Source organism: Paenibacillus sp. 1001270B_150601_E10 (genome assembly GCF_015558675.1).
GTDB lineage: Bacteria > Bacillota > Bacilli > Paenibacillales > Paenibacillaceae > Paenibacillus_B.
The window spans coordinates 409,542-424,346 of the sequence record NZ_JADMOL010000004.1; the positions used below are offsets into that span (position 1 = coordinate 409,542).

The 14,805-nt window shown below is 45.3% G+C and carries 17 protein-coding genes and 1 other annotated feature (1 of these 18 cut by a window edge); of the genes, 11 read left to right on the forward strand and 6 right to left on the reverse strand.

Going from position 1 to position 14,805, the window contains the following annotated elements; all coding sequences use genetic code 11:
* Entirely contained in the window at positions 1–504 is a 504-nt protein-coding gene (gene nrdG / locus I2H74_RS13050) for an anaerobic ribonucleoside-triphosphate reductase activating protein (RefSeq protein WP_195574389.1), read from the forward strand.
* 387 nt (positions 505–891) lie between these two features.
* Here the strand turns inward: nrdG and I2H74_RS25295 are convergent, their stop codons facing one another.
* Together I2H74_RS25295 and I2H74_RS25020 are read right to left on the reverse strand one after the other, a co-directional pair.
* Entirely contained in the window at positions 892–975 is an 84-nt protein-coding gene (locus I2H74_RS25295; protein ID WP_169027617.1) for a putative holin-like toxin, read from the reverse strand.
* A gap of 300 nt (positions 976–1,275) precedes the next feature.
* Entirely contained in the window at positions 1,276–1,407 is a 132-nt protein-coding gene (locus tag I2H74_RS25020) for a hypothetical protein (protein WP_267490736.1), read from the reverse strand.
* 104 nt (positions 1,408–1,511) lie between these two features.
* On the opposite strand from I2H74_RS25020, the gene I2H74_RS13060 reads away from it, so the two are divergent.
* Genes I2H74_RS13060 through I2H74_RS13070 form a run of 3 tightly spaced genes read left to right on the forward strand, consistent with a single transcriptional unit; the run spans position 1,512 to position 3,176 of the window.
* Positions 1,512–2,366: an SPFH domain-containing protein gene (locus tag I2H74_RS13060; protein WP_195574390.1), complete on the forward strand. Its 855-nt coding sequence runs from the start codon at positions 1,512–1,514 to the stop codon at positions 2,364–2,366.
* Between the two features lie 18 nt (positions 2,367–2,384).
* Positions 2,385–2,570, forward strand: a complete 186-nt coding sequence (locus I2H74_RS13065; RefSeq protein ID WP_195574391.1) for a toxin-antitoxin system HicB family antitoxin — start codon at positions 2,385–2,387, stop codon at positions 2,568–2,570.
* 3 nt (positions 2,571–2,573) lie between these two features.
* Positions 2,574–3,176 carry a hypothetical protein gene (locus I2H74_RS13070; protein ID WP_195574392.1) on the forward strand — a complete coding sequence of 201 codons (603 nt, stop codon included), beginning with the start codon at positions 2,574–2,576 and terminating at the stop codon, positions 3,174–3,176.
* A gap of 69 nt (positions 3,177–3,245) precedes the next feature.
* Here the strand turns inward: I2H74_RS13070 and I2H74_RS13075 are convergent, their stop codons facing one another.
* The gene (locus tag I2H74_RS13075) at positions 3,246–3,893 is read right to left on the reverse strand and encodes a glycosyltransferase (RefSeq protein ID WP_195574393.1); all 648 of its coding nucleotides are present in this window, start codon (positions 3,891–3,893) and stop codon (positions 3,246–3,248) included.
* 312 nt (positions 3,894–4,205) lie between these two features.
* Between I2H74_RS13075 and I2H74_RS13080 the strand changes: the two genes are divergently transcribed.
* Positions 4,206–5,936, forward strand: a complete 1,731-nt coding sequence (locus I2H74_RS13080; protein WP_195574394.1) for an alpha/beta fold hydrolase — start codon at positions 4,206–4,208, stop codon at positions 5,934–5,936.
* Between the two features lie 250 nt (positions 5,937–6,186).
* Positions 6,187–6,678 (forward strand): hypothetical protein, encoded by a 492-nt coding sequence (locus I2H74_RS13085; protein ID WP_195574395.1) that lies wholly within the window; start codon positions 6,187–6,189, stop codon positions 6,676–6,678.
* A gap of 56 nt (positions 6,679–6,734) precedes the next feature.
* Here I2H74_RS13085 and I2H74_RS25150 read toward each other — a convergent pair whose 3' ends face one another.
* Entirely contained in the window at positions 6,735–7,529 is a 795-nt protein-coding gene (locus I2H74_RS25150; protein ID WP_195574396.1) for a DUF4367 domain-containing protein, read from the reverse strand.
* Complete coding sequence (locus I2H74_RS13095) at positions 7,516–8,100, reverse strand: RNA polymerase sigma factor (protein WP_195574397.1); 585 nt, start codon at positions 8,098–8,100, stop codon at positions 7,516–7,518. The genes I2H74_RS25150 and I2H74_RS13095 overlap by 14 nt, the downstream gene beginning before the upstream one ends.
* Before the next feature lie 499 nt (positions 8,101–8,599).
* Between I2H74_RS13095 and I2H74_RS13100 the strand changes: the two genes are divergently transcribed.
* The 4 genes from I2H74_RS13100 to I2H74_RS13115 all read left to right on the forward strand — a co-directional run bounded on the left by I2H74_RS13100 (position 8,600) and on the right by I2H74_RS13115 (position 12,096).
* On the forward strand, positions 8,600–9,865 hold the full coding sequence (locus tag I2H74_RS13100; protein WP_195574398.1) for a DUF4367 domain-containing protein: 1,266 nt from the start codon (positions 8,600–8,602) through the stop codon (positions 9,863–9,865).
* A gap of 122 nt (positions 9,866–9,987) precedes the next feature.
* Complete coding sequence (alr, locus tag I2H74_RS13105; protein ID WP_229106621.1) at positions 9,988–11,205, forward strand: alanine racemase; 1,218 nt, start codon at positions 9,988–9,990, stop codon at positions 11,203–11,205.
* A 254-nt stretch (positions 11,206–11,459) separates the two neighbouring features.
* Positions 11,460–11,741, forward strand: a complete 282-nt coding sequence (locus I2H74_RS13110; protein ID WP_085494559.1) for a CopG family ribbon-helix-helix protein — start codon at positions 11,460–11,462, stop codon at positions 11,739–11,741.
* Between the two features lie 4 nt (positions 11,742–11,745).
* On the forward strand, positions 11,746–12,096 hold the full coding sequence (locus I2H74_RS13115) for a type II toxin-antitoxin system PemK/MazF family toxin (protein ID WP_085494308.1): 351 nt from the start codon (positions 11,746–11,748) through the stop codon (positions 12,094–12,096).
* Positions 12,097–12,197: 101 nt separating this feature from the next.
* On the opposite strand, the gene I2H74_RS13120 is transcribed toward I2H74_RS13115, so the two are convergent.
* Entirely contained in the window at positions 12,198–13,598 is a 1,401-nt protein-coding gene (locus I2H74_RS13120) for a M60 family metallopeptidase (RefSeq protein ID WP_195574399.1), read from the reverse strand.
* A gap of 301 nt (positions 13,599–13,899) precedes the next feature.
* On the opposite strand from I2H74_RS13120, the gene I2H74_RS13125 reads away from it, so the two are divergent.
* Positions 13,900–14,541 carry a YHYH domain-containing protein gene (locus I2H74_RS13125; protein ID WP_229106650.1) on the forward strand — a complete coding sequence of 214 codons (642 nt, stop codon included), beginning with the start codon at positions 13,900–13,902 and terminating at the stop codon, positions 14,539–14,541.
* Positions 14,542–14,680: 139 nt separating this feature from the next.
* Positions 14,681–14,805 (forward strand) — a binding site (T-box leader) (it continues 100 nt past the right edge of the window).

The following is a 14,805-nucleotide window of genomic DNA, read 5'->3' on the forward strand; positions in this document are numbered from 1 at the left end:
ATGCATGTTGCGGATTATAAGAAGTTTGACCTGTTAAATGGGATCGGGATGCGATGCAGCCTGTTTGTGAGCGGTTGTCCTCATCACTGCAAGGGCTGCTTTAACGCTCCTGCCTGGAATTACAATTATGGCAGTGTGTATACGAAGGAGCTTGAGGATCAGATCATTCAGGATCTGAATGCACCGGATATTCGAATGAGCGGATTGTCCCTGCTCGGTGGCGAGCCCTTCGCCAATGTGGAGGGGCTTCTTCCTCTGTTGGACCGTGTGAAGCGGGAATGCAAGGACAAAGACGTCTGGTGCTGGACAGGCTATACCTTCGATGAAATTATGGCTTGTGAGACCAAACGGTCCATGATCGGCTATATCGATGTGTTAATCGATGGCAAGTTTGTCTTGGAAGAGCGTGACCTTACGCTGCGGTTTCGTGGCTCGCGCAATCAGCGTATTTTGGATGTGCAAAAGAGCCTTGCAGTGGGAGAAGCGATGGTTTGGGAAGGGTAAATAAAAATATTAATATGATACTGCAAGCCGAAGACGCTGTTGACAATAACAACGGTGTCTTCGGTTTTTTTATTTCTGGAAAGGCATCCAAAAAAATAGCGCGGGGCGGATCTGTTTTATAAGTAGTTATGATTCAACAAATGTTCACTAAATAATTAATTCATTCCATTGAATTCATCGTGAAACGCTATACGGCTTCATGCTGCTGAGGGGGACGGGTCACGAACAACAAGGATTGGAAGATTGAGGTATAGGGCAGGCTGTGCTATGATAAGAATAATAAAGGGACTCGTGCTGGTAACACGAATCCCCACAACTGCCGCTTCAAAGGCGGTGGCTATACGGAAGGTACTCAAGAATGAGCCGTTATCCTAGGTCAAGGGCGGCTCATTTCCTTTTATGGAAGGACAGAATCAAGACGACAAATGTCCCGAAGGAAAGCATCAGTGTTAACGCCTCGTATACTGTCATGCTATCACCTCCTTTCGGAGATCATAGCAACCGCCCTTGAAAGCCGATTCAGTTGTGTTACTATCATACCATAATTTGCTAGAGTAAACACCGTAGAAGATTTACGTTTGAAAACCATTCCAATATCGCCTTTGGCCATATAGTTGCTAAGGGTTCATGGAAGAGAGAAGGGGGATCCCCTTCTTTTCTTGTTTTAATGATGAAATGACCGCCTCTAACTCCTCTAACTGCCATCGCCTTCCCGGCAACCCGCACCATTTCCCTGATTAGAATCAAGACCAACCGCTTTGGCCGTATAAATTAGCGTGCAACGGTCATATGTTCGCTCATATGTCCGTCCTCTACCGCTTGCCCAACTACCCCGGCAGCGGCTTTTTTTGCTGCATCTGAGCATGCATGCCCTTGCTGCTTCATGGACCTTAAACCATTCATGCCTGACCTGATAATTCATAAGAATCTTTTTTAATCTTAGGTTTACAATATTAGTAAAAAGTGATATCATAAAAATATCAAAACAATATAAAGGAGTGGGGTAAATGTTTAAAGAGAAGGAGTGTTCCCGAATTAATGGTTTTCTAGGGCTGTTGCTGATCGTTATCTTGACAGCGGGCGGTGTGTTAGCCATTTTAGTCCAACAGACGATTCCTGTTATCATCGGTGCTTTTTTAATTGCGGTAGCAGTGCTTTTATTAACAGGGTTAACGGTGGTGCAGCCGAATCAAGCGAATGTGATCACTTTCTTTGGTAAGTATTTAGGCGTTATTCGCGAGAGTGGCTTCTATATGACGGTTCCATGGTCTGCTCGTAAGAAAGTATCGCTTCGCGTCCGCAACTTCAACAGTGCGAAGCTGAAGGTTAATGATGTCGACGGCAACCCAATCGAGATCGCAGCTGTGGTCGTGTTCTCCGTAGTTGATTCCGCAAAGGCGTTGTTCGAAGTAGATGAGTACGAAACTTTCGTCGAAATTCAAAGCGAGACCGCACTTCGCCATGTGGCAAGCAAGTATCCGTATGACGGTGCGGAAGGAGCAGGCTTCTCTCTTCGCAGCAATGCAGAGGAGATCGCGATGGAGCTTAGCGATGAGCTTCAGAATCGCCTTGGCGTAGCGGGTGTGCAGGTTATCGAGTCCCGATTGACTCACCTTGCGTACTCTACAGAAATTGCAAGTGCGATGCTTCAGCGTCAGCAGGCTACAGCGATCATTTCTGCGCGAGAGAAGATCGTGGAAGGTGCCGTATCCATGGTACAGCTTGCTATTCAGCGCTTAGAGGCTGAAGGTGCTGTTGAATTGGATGAAGAACGCAAGGCTGCTATGATTAATAACCTGCTAGTTGCTGTCGTGTCAGACCGCTCTGCCCAGCCGGTCATTAACACGAGCACTCTATACTAATGGGAGTCTCCATTCACGATGGCAGGTAAAAAGAAGAGCTTCCCTCTGCGCCTTGACCCGATGTTGTATGAGGCTTTGGAGCGCTGGGCAGCGGACGAATTCCGAAGCGTGAATGGTCATATTGAATTTTTGCTCCGGGAAGCTCTGCGAGATGCAGGGCGACTCCCTTCACCGAAGTCTAGGGACAGCAGGAAGGAGGAGTAATCGATGTCATCATCCACAGCATCGAAGCGTTGGGAGCCGAAGAGCACGCGATTGCTTCGCCAGTATGCACATGAGGCGGGAGGAACCTTTCATTCCGCCTCCTTAAAAGGATTTAAATACACTCCCCAAGCTGCTAAGGTTAATCTTAGCCATGGGAGAGGGGAGCTTAAAGTTAGAGTCGTAGACTCGGGCGATCATGGTTCAAGCGGTAGTCAGGAATACGTCGTGGTCACCTATGACTTTCGACCAAGACGAAAGCTGAAGTTTTACCTTGTCTCCAAGAAACAGCTAGCGCTGCATGCGTTTGATCGTGACTACCGTGAAACGACGATGCCCAATCATCTGCTCGCGAAGGTGTTCAAGGCTGGAGCCAGCCATCCAAGCATTCTGCGAGCCATCCTGAAGTACGAACCGTTTGCAGATGATCTGCTCGTGCACCCGTTCTCGGATATTCGTTTAAAGATTAAAGGGAACATGGCGACGCTTACGTATAAAGAATCCGCGAAAAAGCCGGATGTTGAGATGATTCAAGATAAGGTCGACGTTGTGAAACACCTAATAGAGGCACTGTATGAACAAAGCGTCGTATACGAGGGAACCCATTAGTACGTGGGAATGAGCCGAAGTCAAAGAAGAGGCATTGCAAACAGCAACCGCCTCTTCTTAAAAAACTTATTATTTGAACTTGTCAGGGAACTGTTTGATAATGCCCTGAGTCAAAATATCCGCGAACATAATCATGTGGTCTTCCCCTTTATCAGAGGCAAGGATTTCTGCTTTCCAGTCTTTTTTCAGTCGAGCCGTAACTTGTTCGGTGATGAATGTTAAGTGAGCATGCAGCATATCCTGAAGTTCTTTTTGCGACCAATTTGGATTGGCGCTGCTTAGGAACTTGGCGATATCATCCGCATTGCGGAACCATTCTTTGTTGTACTTATCAAGATCAGCTTGATTGCCGCTCTTTGCCGCATCCACTACTTTGCCAGCAAGAAGGATATGCTCTCTTAGCAATTCAGCTAGCTGATTGCCTGCTGCCTCGCCGTAATAAGGTTTGATGGCATTCCCGATATCCTGTTGGTTACGCAGCAGTCTTTCTAAGACATCCTGCTGATCTTCTAATCCAGCAATAGCACTAACGATATAGTTATGGGTCCAGATCGTATGATCTATCCATAACTTGCGAAGGTCGTCATGAAGCTTAACCATAGCCGGACTAATGGCATTTGCGGAGTGGGTTTCTTTGGCGGCGGCTTGTGTACTTACTGGCATAACGCCAACGATTAGAAACGTAAACATTAATAGGGACAGCATCCCTTTTTTCATGAATTTCAGCTCCTCTGAAATGGTAGTGAAATAGCCCGTTTTATTATGGGCAGAGGCCTAGCTATTTTATTCCACAAAGGTGATAGCGAAGTAGCTATTGAAGAAATTCGTTCGAAGTTGATGTTTCATCAATGAACGAAACGTGTATTGGTTATTAGTGCATACTTCACGGAACCTTTGACCGGTTCATTTGCAGAGTGATAATGCGCATGATAAACTTTTTATTAGAAGGCCGAATTATGCTGTAGCAAAATGTATTTTGTATCAGGTTTCCTATATTATCGTTTGGTACGAAAAGGAGAGACGAATAGAATGAGACCACAGCATTGGAGCTTTGTATTGGCAATGAGTTTATTTGTGGGAGCGCTGTCACCGGCGCTAGTCGCCCAAGCGTCTGATGATAGATTGAAGCTCTCGCAACCAAGTGTGTCAACATCGGCATCAAATGCCGAACAAGGATATATTCCGCTGCGACAAGCGGCAGAATCGATTGGAGCTTACGTAGAGTGGGATGTGATGACCCAATCGGTTAAAGTTACCTATGGCGATCGTGTATGGAAGCTAACGAAGAAGCAATTAGAATCGCAATTGAATGATTCCACTTATACCCTTCATCAACCGATCACGATGATCAACTTTCAGGATCGACCTGTGCTTGCGGTAACGTGGAAGGATCTATCTGAAGCCCTTGAAGTAAGCGGGGAATGGAGGGGCGATAGGATTATAGCAGATGCAAAAGACTATAAGACGATGGCAGGGCAATTTACCTATGCGCTTCGTAAAGCCATGTTAAAGACGCCTGTCCCAACTGAGAATTGGGAAATGTTATCCGCTTCGTTCACACCTGAATTGCAGAAGGCTCTCCCTCAAACGTCAATAACTCCGCTTGTTGAACAACTCCGGTCACTCTTTGGTGTGCCTTCCCGTCTTGCTTCAGTGGAAGTGAAGGATGTGGGCACGTCGGTGCATGTAAATGCCCTTATCAAGACGACAAAAGAGGGCTTTATGCAAGCTGAGCTTCGCGTGAAGGACGGACAGATCGCAGACATCTATTTCCCAGTCGTCGCGAGCGCGGGATATCAAGCGCCTTCCTATGATAAGGCGGATCAATATAAAGAAGAAGCGATTGTTATTGGCGAGGGACAATTTGCACTCCCTGGAACGCTCACGATCCCGACTAAGGGAGAGGGACCTTTCCCAGTCGTTGTGCTTGTTCATGGATCAGGACAGAATGACCGCGACGAGTCGATTGGCGCAGGCAAGCCATTCCGTGATCTAGCGGTAGGCCTGGCGCAGGAAGGTGTGGCAACGATTCGCTACGAGAAGATTACACGTGAGTATCCGTTTACATCGTCAAGCAATCCAAAGTTTACGGTTAATGAAGAAACCACCTATGATGCGATTAAAGCACTGCAATGGGCGAAGCAAGATAAGCGAATTGATGCGAAGCAGTTGTACGTGCTTGGACACAGCCAAGGAGGCATGCTCGTTCCTCGCATTATTGAGCAGGACAAAGCAGGGCTTATTAAGGGAGCAATTGTAGCAGCAGCACCTGCTGGACCGCTTGAGGATCTGATGCTGAAGCAGATGGAAGCACAGCTTGAAAGAGGCAAGCAGGCGAACCTGCCAGAAGCAACTATTGCTCAGCTTGAAGCGCAGGTGACACAAATGAAGCAGATGCTCACCTTGATTAAAAATAAAGAGGTCAGCATCGACAATCTGCCTGCCGATTATCCGCTGCCTAACGCGGCATGGTGGATGGACTTCCGCAATTATTATGGCGGCGAAGTGGCGAAGGATCAGAAGACACCGCTCTTCGTTATTCAAGGCAGCAATGACGTGCAGGTAGGTAAAGAGAATCTGGATGGCTGGAAAGAGGCTTTGGCTAACCGTACGAATGTAGATTATAAGCTGTACGATAAGCTGAACCATCTCTTTATCGCTTCTGAGAAGCCATCGACTGGAGAAGAATATTATGTTCCAGGCAATGTACCGCTTGAAGTCGTGAAGGATATTGCGGCATGGGTGGGCAAGACGAAATAACGGTTAAGTCCATAGTCGTGCCTATTCGGAATGTTGGGTAGGTAATAAGACAACATAAACAGGAAGGGGTGGCTTCTTTAGAAGCGCCCCTTCCTTTGTTGATCGAAGCTGGAATGATCCGTATATGAGGAATAGAATTGAATTTTTTTCATATTTTCATATAAAATGGCTGCAACTAAATATCCTTTCAATGTGTTGTTTGGTATAGAACGTATAACAACATTACATATCGAAGGTGAGGTCTTCTATCATGAAGAAAAAAAGTAACGTAAAATTTTTGCTGCTTGCTGCTGTTACCCTGTTTGTGCTCGTATTCCAACCTACGCAAACCCTTGCATCAGGAAGTACCTTCTTGAATCAAATTCCACCATCGCCGTTCTCATCGTCTATCATTGCTCCTCTTGGCTTCTTTGATCCTAGCAATCAATATCTTGAACAGGGTGAAACCAAAATTATAGACAATGGGGATCAAACGGTTACGATTGAAATGAGCACGACGTCCTACTCCCAAGTAGCTTCGATAGGCGCAACAGTGACACTCCAGATGTGGACAGGCGGTGTTTGGGCGGATGTCGGAACGAGCACAACCAAAAGCAAGTCAAATGATTGGTACTTTAAGGACAAGGTGACGAAGGTCGTATCTAGAGGCTATTATTTCCGAGTCAAGTCTACGCATTGGATTAATACAGGAAGTGTATATGAGCAAGGCGTTATGGTTTCAAATTCCATCTTAATTAAATAAGGATCCGTCACTTGATTGGCGAGGAAACAAAAAAAGGAAGGGAGCATTCCCTTCCTTTATTTTATATGCTCAGCAAGCTTAATGATCTCTTCCTTCTCAAGACTGCCGTTAATCGAGATATGAAGCCCCGCATTTAAGAATTCCAAGCTGGCCCTTTTATTTTGATTCATATATAGATACGCGTTCAAATTATTAATCTTAATCTCTTCAAACGTCCCGCCTTCTTTGTAATGCGGCGAGGTAAGCACCTCATTGCCTTTAAGCTGGGTGAACTTTATGATGAGCCGTTCTTTGGACGAGTTGAAATAGACAGCCATCGCTTCCGTCGCTTTGGCATGTTGGTTCAAATGAAACAATCGGACTTCGGATAACGAATATCCTTCAGGAATGTATTCCATTTGAACGGGATGAAACGCCAATTGACTGGCTGCCTCATTCCAAGAATGATACACTTCTTCTACCGAGGCTGCTTCAGGTACATCTGATCCTAGCGTAGAAGGCTGCTCAGCTAGCACTTCTTCAACCGGAGCAGGGGTTTTGGCTGGTATACCAGGCTTTTGCTCTTTTGAACCGAAGATAAAGCTGATCATGTCACTATCCAGATTTCGTATCGAATGAAAAAAAGGAGTCACCGCCTGTGTAACGGTTGGCGTTCCAAAGATGACAGCTCCTAGAATAAAAGAAGCGGCAACCAAGGAAAAGATCCGAAGACGATGGAAGGTCGTCTTTTTCTTTTTAAGTCGTTGCTCTACTCGATGCCAAGAGGCTGTAGGATCAGGAGTTATGGAATGATGTTCTGCTGCTTCAAGAAAAGCATGGTCAAATAACTGTTCATATTCATCTTTTTTCACGATGATCACCCCATTCCTTTACCAATCTTTTTTTGATGGCCTCCCGTGCCCGATGCAGCGTGTATTTTACCTTTTGCTCGGATATGCTGAGCTCGTCGGCAATCTCATAATAGCTCATATCGCGCTTCCAGCGGAGCTCTATCATTGCTCGATACTCAGGCTTTAGGTGCTGCAGGCATTGCTCTACAATCTCAACCATGGCCTTAAGCTCGACTTCCTGCTCGATCGTCTCTTGCGGTGTTGCGAAATCTGCGTTGTCATTTATAAAAACACTGTCAAGATCGACTTGGTTTCGATTTTTTTTATTTTTTCTCAAAAAATTTATTGCCGTATTTTTAGTAACGACCTTAAGCCATGCTTTGAGCTTATTTTCATTCTCTACCTTTGGGATTCGATCTATAACTTTTAAAAAGGATTCCTGAAGAATATCTTCGGTGAGAGAATGCTCTTTAACAATATACAGGATTGGAGCATAGAACATGTTATAGAACTCTATGTATATTTCTTTCTGCTGTTCTGTGCTGAGCGATTTAAAATGGTTCTCTTGCAAATCCAGCATTTTGAGTGCCATGCAAAGAAGTTACCTCCTAGTATGAAGTGGGGAACGAGTAAGATCATCAGCCGATTAGAACGCTTGCATATCCGATTAAAATAGGACAGTAGTCATAGTGGATATGTTTCGATGTATGTATCACCATTATATGAAACGGTGTAGATTATTGTCTAATATTTTCCTCTGCATTCATTTATAACCTTTATTCAGAAGCCTGAATATCGTAACTTTTTCTATGTTTTCAACCCTTGTTTTGAACTCCCCTTCTATTGAAAATATCCCTGAGTGTAGTACCTAACGAAATGCTATGAAGGAAGTCATTGTGTTTATATATGCGTTGTTTTCAATGGTGGAAAGGCATTTCGTGTTTTTTTCATGGTTGTGACTCCTTGAAAAAGTTGCTTGTCATGCTTGTCAGGCTAGTCTGCATATTTGGCCAAGTACCCTCATAGACATGTTATCAGTGATGAAGCCGATACGTAGGCGATGAATTTAAAATGTCAGAGGGGATGATCTCATGCGTCGGATCACATGGGTACTAGCCATGATGATGAGTGTAGTGCTTCTGTTAGCCGCCTGCGGCCAGAAGGATGCAGAAGCTGTAGTAAAGGACTTGGACAACAAGATGAGCAAGCTTGAAAGTTATGAGGGGATAGGCACGATGACCTTGTATTCTGGCCAGCAGCCGCTCGAGTATCAGGTTGAAGTTCGATACCAAGACCCAAGCTATTACCGGATTCAGCTAACGAATACGAAGAAGGATATCAAGCAAATTGTGCTCCGCAATGATGAAGGCGTATTTGTCCTCACGCCAAGCTTGAAGAAGAGCTTCCGCTTCCAAAGCGATTGGCCGGACAACCAAGGACAAGTTTATTTGTATCAAACGCTGATTCACAGCATCCTTCAAGACAACAGCCGCCAGTTCTTAACGGAAGGCGACAGTTACGTATTTGAAGTAGCAGCCAACTATCAGACAGACGCGCTTGTGAAGCAAAAGATCTGGCTTGATAAAGGCGACTATAAGCCAAAGCAGGTCCAAGTCACAGATTCTGAGGCAAGAGTCGTCGTTGAGATGAAATTCAACCAGTTCGAATTCAATAAGAAGTTCGATAAAGATGCCTTTGATATGCAGGCCAATATGACGGCTAGCTCCAACATCGATCCGCTGCCGCTTCCTGAAGATGCAGCGAATACTGATGCTGTAACAGATGAGAAAACACCGGCTCCTTCGAAGGAAGGCACTGAAGGTGAGGGCCAAGGTGACAAGAAGTCAGAAGAGGATGGTGCGAAGGATACTCAAGCAGCCGAAGACGAAGCAACAAGCGCTGTACCATCGGAGGACACCGCAGCGGAAGAGCCTAGCAAGGATGTTGTTGCTCCAGGGCAAGAGGGACAAGAGGAGCAGCCGGCAGAGGATGCAGCGGTGGAGGATCTCGGAAGCTCTGCAGGACCATTTGGCATCATCAAGCCTTCCTACGATCCAGAAGGAGTAACCCTTAAGGATGAGCAGGAAGTCAATAGCGACAATCATGCTGTTATGCTGCGCTATACAGGAACGTATACGTATACGATTATGGAAAGCCGCCAGAAAGATATGGAAGTTGGCGTCGTTCCAGGCGAATACATCGATCTTGGATTCACCGCCGGCTTGTTGACAGGCGAGGCTCAAAAAACGTTGACTTGGATGGATGAAGGCATCAAATATCAAATTACAAGTGCGGATTTGCCAACTGAAGAGATGGTGAAAATTGCACAATCCATGGTCGATCAACCAGGTAAGTAAAGGGTAATGCGCTAAATACATCCATAAATGTGATCCAATATCTCCTTGTTCGTTGACAGTCCTCCTTCATGGGGTATACCATAGGAATGTTAAAGCAATGAACGGGAATGAGGAGAGCGGAGATGAAGATGGATAAGGAAGCGTACTATCGCCCGACGTGTGCAGAAGTGAATGTATCTGCGCTTCGTCACAACATTCAGGCATTCAGATCAGCCTTGCCTGTTGCCACGAAACTTAGCTTGTGTGTAAAGGCAAATGCCTACGGACATGGAGCAATAGAAGTGGCAAGAGTGGCAGAAGAGGAAGGTGTGGATTATCTGAATGTTGCTTTTCTAGATGAAGCCATTCAACTTCGAAATGCAGGCATCTCCATCCCTATCTTAGTGCTAGGCTATACGCCGCCGGAAGGAATTCCGTCGGCGTATTTCCATAACATCACCTTGACAGTGTTCAGCTATGAGGTATTGGAGAAGCTAGAAGAGGCTGGAAATCATTTGTGTGTTGAGAACGGTGGACGCCAGTTAAAGGTCCATGTTAAGATGGATTCCGGTATGGGGCGCCTCGGATTGTGCTCAGCGGAAGAGCTTACAGCATATGTGGCTCGCTTGAGAGCGATCGATGGAGTCCAGGTAGAGGGGGTATTTACCCACTTTGCATGTGCGGATGAGCAAGACAAATCCTATACAGAGCTTCAGCATAAGCGCTTTGAAGCTGCTGTGCAGGTGCTGATCGAATCTAAGCAGCTGCCTCCAATTGTCCATACAAGCAATAGCGCAGCGGCAATCGATCTATCAGCGTATCATCACGACATGGTGAGAGTAGGCATAAGCTTGTACGGTCTGTATCCATCTAAAGAGGTGAATCATCAGCGTATTAAGCTTGAGCCAGTGCTCGCTTGGAAGACTCAGGTTGTCCATGTAAAAAAGATGAAGGCTCACGAAGCGATTAGCTACGGAGCTCGATATAAAACAGAGCAAGATGAATGGATTGCGACCCTGCCTGTAGGGTACGCTGATGGATATTCCCGCCTGTTAGGCGGAAAGGTAGACGTTCTTATTCGAGGCATTCGTGTTCCCGTTGTCGGGACCATTTGCATGGATCAATGCATGATCTCGCTTAGTCCATTAGGAGAGCTAGCGAGGGAGATTCACACTGGTGAAGAAGTCATTCTAGTTGGCAGACAAGGCGATGAATGCATTGCAATAGCAGAGCTAGCAGATCATATGGGAACGATTCATTACGAGGTAGCATGTATGTTGGCACACCGTTTACCGCGCGTATACGTGGAATCAGGACACCTTCGGACCATTCATAATCCACTGATAATGGAGCCTAAGTAGATCGGCACAGATGTGTGGCGAACCTGTTTTTACCTTATATTGGAGCTAAATTCTTTTTCCAGCGATAGAGGAATTCGGAAGCTCTATCACGAATACAGTAGTGTCCGAAGACATGTGGATGCTTGGATACGTGATATGGAGAATAGATCAACATACATCATCTGCATAGGGCATATATATTGTTTTGTATAAATTTACTATGCAATCGACATAATGGTACTAACGGAGTAAAGGTTTTGGGGGTGCGAGGACAGGTGGCCAATATTCATAACACCAAAAGGATTATGATCAGCTTGCCCGACCAACTGCTGAAGGAAGTGGATGGCATCGTCGCGAGCGAGAATTCCAACCGCAGTGAATTCATCCGCCAAGCGATGAAATTATATCTTAGCGAGCGGAAAAAACGCCATATTCGTGAATCCATGCAAAGAGGATACATGGAGATGGCGAAGATTAATTTAACGATGGCATCTGAGGCGTTCTATGCAGAAGAGGATGCAGATGGCACTCTAGGCCGAATGGTTAGTGGGGTGTAGAACATTGATCGTGAAGCGCGGCGACGTATTTTTTGCCGATTTGTCACCCGTGGTTGGTTCGGAGCAAGGCGGGGTGCGTCCCGTCCTCGTTATTCAGAATGACATCGGTAATCGCTTCAGTCCTACAGTGATCGTAGCAGCCATAACGGCTCAGATCCAGAAGGCGAAGCTTCCTACCCACGTGGAGATCGAAGCTGCTACGCACGGCTTCGATCGAGACTCTGTCATTTTGCTCGAACAGATTCGAACGATTGATAAGCAGCGTCTTACTGACAAGATCACTCATCTTGATGAGGAGACGATGCGCAAGGTTGATGATGCCATACAGATTAGTATTGGTTTAATCGATTTTTAACATGATTCTTAAGGCCGCTGTATGTATCGGAATTAGCTCCGATTTATACAGCGGCCTTTTGTTGTCATTAGCCGAATATTCGATTTTTCTAAAGAAAATGATTATTTAGGTTTAATGGAATTATTGCTGTCTCGATTCTTCCAAATCTCTGCCGTGAGCAGCGGAACTTGAAGCTGATTGATCTTATTTTTGGTATCCTGTGTCGCAGGAAGCCCCCATTTGCTGAAGAATGGAGTCAGGTCTTGGCCTGCAATTTTGGAAGTCATATAAATAAAAGTTTGAACCTTGGCAGCGCTTGTAGTCGGAATTTGATTGCTAGGAAGCTCTCGATAAGCACGGTGAAGAGCAGGATAGAATTGATCGCCATAGGCCAATTGAAGCTGCCACAGCATGGTCAGCTTAACGAATAGATCGTTGATTTGATGATAATCACGAGTCGATTGATTCAAGTAAGCGAATGCTTTTTCATAGATGCCGTCCTGTTCTAGGCGTGATGGCAAGCCGAAAGCCTTTTGAACGTTCATGCTGTAAATATTTACGGTAACCTCGCCCATGCCGTCCCATGTCCAGGAGTCCATCTGATGCTGATGACCAATCTCATGCCATGGCCCCCAGCCGTTCGTGGAGAACGCATTCAGATCAAGGATCGCGTTAATGGCATCGGTATGATAGGCGGTATAGTAATACCAGGCATACATGTAATAATCAGAAGCAAAGTACTCCACCATATGATGACGATACTTCGGAGCCTGATGAGGCGCTGTTTCTGTATCCGATGTGCCGGATACGTTCTCTTCGATCGTAATGGCTTGATCATGCTTCTGCATTAAAGCAACGGGATCGGTAACATAACGCTTCGCACTGGCCGTGCTTACCGTAATCAAAGCATGATCCGACTGAAGCTGAACCCAAGGAGCATTCGGATATTGGCTCAGCATATTGGTCCAATCGGTCTTCGTATGCTGTCCAAGTACGAAGTAAGGAATATTTTCTCCGCCTTGAATTGTGACTGTTGGAGATGTAGGCAGGATGTAGGTCGTATAGAGGAAGACAAGCCCGCCGCTAGAAGACGAGAACGTGTTAGTACCAGGCTGAAGGGTCTTATGATCGCCTTGATAAGCATAGTTTCCTGAATAGCCTTGTGGATTAATAATGGCCACGCGCGGCAGCTTGGTTGCATCTGAGATCGCCAAGTTGAGGGTGATTGTCTCATTGGGCTTTACATAAATTCCTGTAGCTTGATACTTTCCGGAAGGGAAGGTGCGGTGGAGAAGAGCAGCCTCTGTATCAGGATTGCCAAACTGCTCTAACGTAATGGTTTTGGATACTGCAAAGTTCTCCTTCAGTGCTTGAACGCTTGGTGAGCTCGAATCGGCTGCGCTGCTTTTTGTTAATCGCTCTTCGGCTTTAGCAGGATAGATCGGGATAAGGCTAAGCGCCATTCCAAGGGAGAGAATGGTGGCTAGAACAACCTTGGAAGACTTGGTCGAGCACTTGAACATCAATGCATCTTCCTTTCCATCATGGGATTGAGTGTTGTACTACCCTATAATTATATTGAGGAGAACAAAGAGTATAACAGTTATGTGACATTTCTGTTTAATTTTGAACACTAAGAAATGATTTCAGGCATTGAAGCGTTAAGATGAGGATAATGATTTGTCCATTATGTTAATTTATAAATACGAATGGCTGACAAGTGTGAATTTGAAAGATTTTTCCTAGCTTTTCTTGATGCGATCCTTCAATATCAAGATCACAACATGTGGAATTGGAGGATGATATTGAATGATAAAGAAAAGGATGATCCGGCTTGCTGCTGCTGGTCTAAGCGTAGTCTTATTCACGGGAATCGTCTCGGTTAGTTACGCGCACCCTGGTCGAACAGATTCCAAAGGTGGGCACACATGTAGGACGAACTGTGAGAAATGGGGGCTAGAATACGGGGAGTATCATTATCACAATGGCAAATCCTCAAGCAGTTCTTCTAGCAGCTCTTCTAGCTCTGCTTCATCTTCGAAAAATAAAAACAACGTAGGAACTCAAGTAAAGCCGAAGAAGCCTGATCAAGCTAATGGAATTAAACCTAACGCAATTGCGATTCAACTCTATTTGAATAAAGAAAAGATAGGATTGAAGAATACAGCTGTCCAATATGACGGTCAATTGATGCTGCCGCTGACAGAAATGCTGCAAATTCTCAAAGTTCCGTATAGTGTCAAGGATAGAAAAGTATTCGTTCAAAGCAAAGATGGCCAGATTGGCATTCCAACCAAAAACAATAGCAAGCGCATGACGAAAAATGGAAATGAGGTTGTTCTTGCGACTCCGATCATCCAATATGACGGCAGAGTTATGGTGACTTTGCAGGTGTTGCGCATGCTGAATGACCATCAGTTTGACTATAAAAAATCCGATAAAGCCTTGTATATCATATCACCATAAAGGCAATCATAAGCATGCTCGGTTCTCACTTCCTAGAGCCGAGCTGCGCTCATACTTATTTAAGAAAATCATGAATAACTAATAAATGGGAGTTGACAAACCTTTTTATTAGCACTATGATTGCAGTAATCTAATATTGGATAACACGATGAAAGAGCGAAGTAGCAATATTGTCACTGTCTTCAGAAAGCCAGGGGTTGATGCGACCTGGTACACACAATACATTGCGAATTACACTCTGGAGGGTCTTAGGTAATGCTAAGC

Excerpts from the sequence above, each read along its gene's own strand:
- alr (WP_229106621.1), top strand. The coding sequence starts at position 9,988 with ATGAAGATGGATAAGGAAGCGTACTATCGCCCGACGTGTGCAGAAGTG.
- I2H74_RS13070 (WP_195574392.1), top strand. The coding sequence starts at position 2,574 with ATGTCATCATCCACAGCATCGAAGCGTTGGGAGCCGAAGAGCACGCGA.
- nrdG (WP_195574389.1), top strand. The coding sequence starts at position 1 with ATGCATGTTGCGGATTATAAGAAGTTTGACCTGTTAAATGGGATCGGG.
- I2H74_RS13060 (WP_195574390.1), top strand. The coding sequence starts at position 1,512 with ATGTTTAAAGAGAAGGAGTGTTCCCGAATTAATGGTTTTCTAGGGCTG.
- I2H74_RS25295 (WP_169027617.1), bottom strand. The coding sequence starts at position 975 with ATGACAGTATACGAGGCGTTAACACTGATGCTTTCCTTCGGGACATTT.
- I2H74_RS13125 (WP_229106650.1), top strand. The coding sequence starts at position 13,900 with ATGATCCGGCTTGCTGCTGCTGGTCTAAGCGTAGTCTTATTCACGGGA.
- I2H74_RS13120 (WP_195574399.1), bottom strand. The coding sequence starts at position 13,598 with ATGTTCAAGTGCTCGACCAAGTCTTCCAAGGTTGTTCTAGCCACCATT.
- I2H74_RS13095 (WP_195574397.1), bottom strand. The coding sequence starts at position 8,100 with ATGGCACTCAAAATGCTGGATTTGCAAGAGAACCATTTTAAATCGCTC.
- I2H74_RS13080 (WP_195574394.1), top strand. The coding sequence starts at position 4,206 with ATGAGACCACAGCATTGGAGCTTTGTATTGGCAATGAGTTTATTTGTG.
- I2H74_RS13085 (WP_195574395.1), top strand. The coding sequence starts at position 6,187 with ATGAAGAAAAAAAGTAACGTAAAATTTTTGCTGCTTGCTGCTGTTACC.
- I2H74_RS25020 (WP_267490736.1), bottom strand. The coding sequence starts at position 1,407 with ATGAATGGTTTAAGGTCCATGAAGCAGCAAGGGCATGCATGCTCAGAT.
- I2H74_RS13075 (WP_195574393.1), bottom strand. The coding sequence starts at position 3,893 with ATGAAAAAAGGGATGCTGTCCCTATTAATGTTTACGTTTCTAATCGTT.
- I2H74_RS13065 (WP_195574391.1), top strand. The coding sequence starts at position 2,385 with ATGGCAGGTAAAAAGAAGAGCTTCCCTCTGCGCCTTGACCCGATGTTG.
- I2H74_RS13100 (WP_195574398.1), top strand. The coding sequence starts at position 8,600 with ATGCGTCGGATCACATGGGTACTAGCCATGATGATGAGTGTAGTGCTT.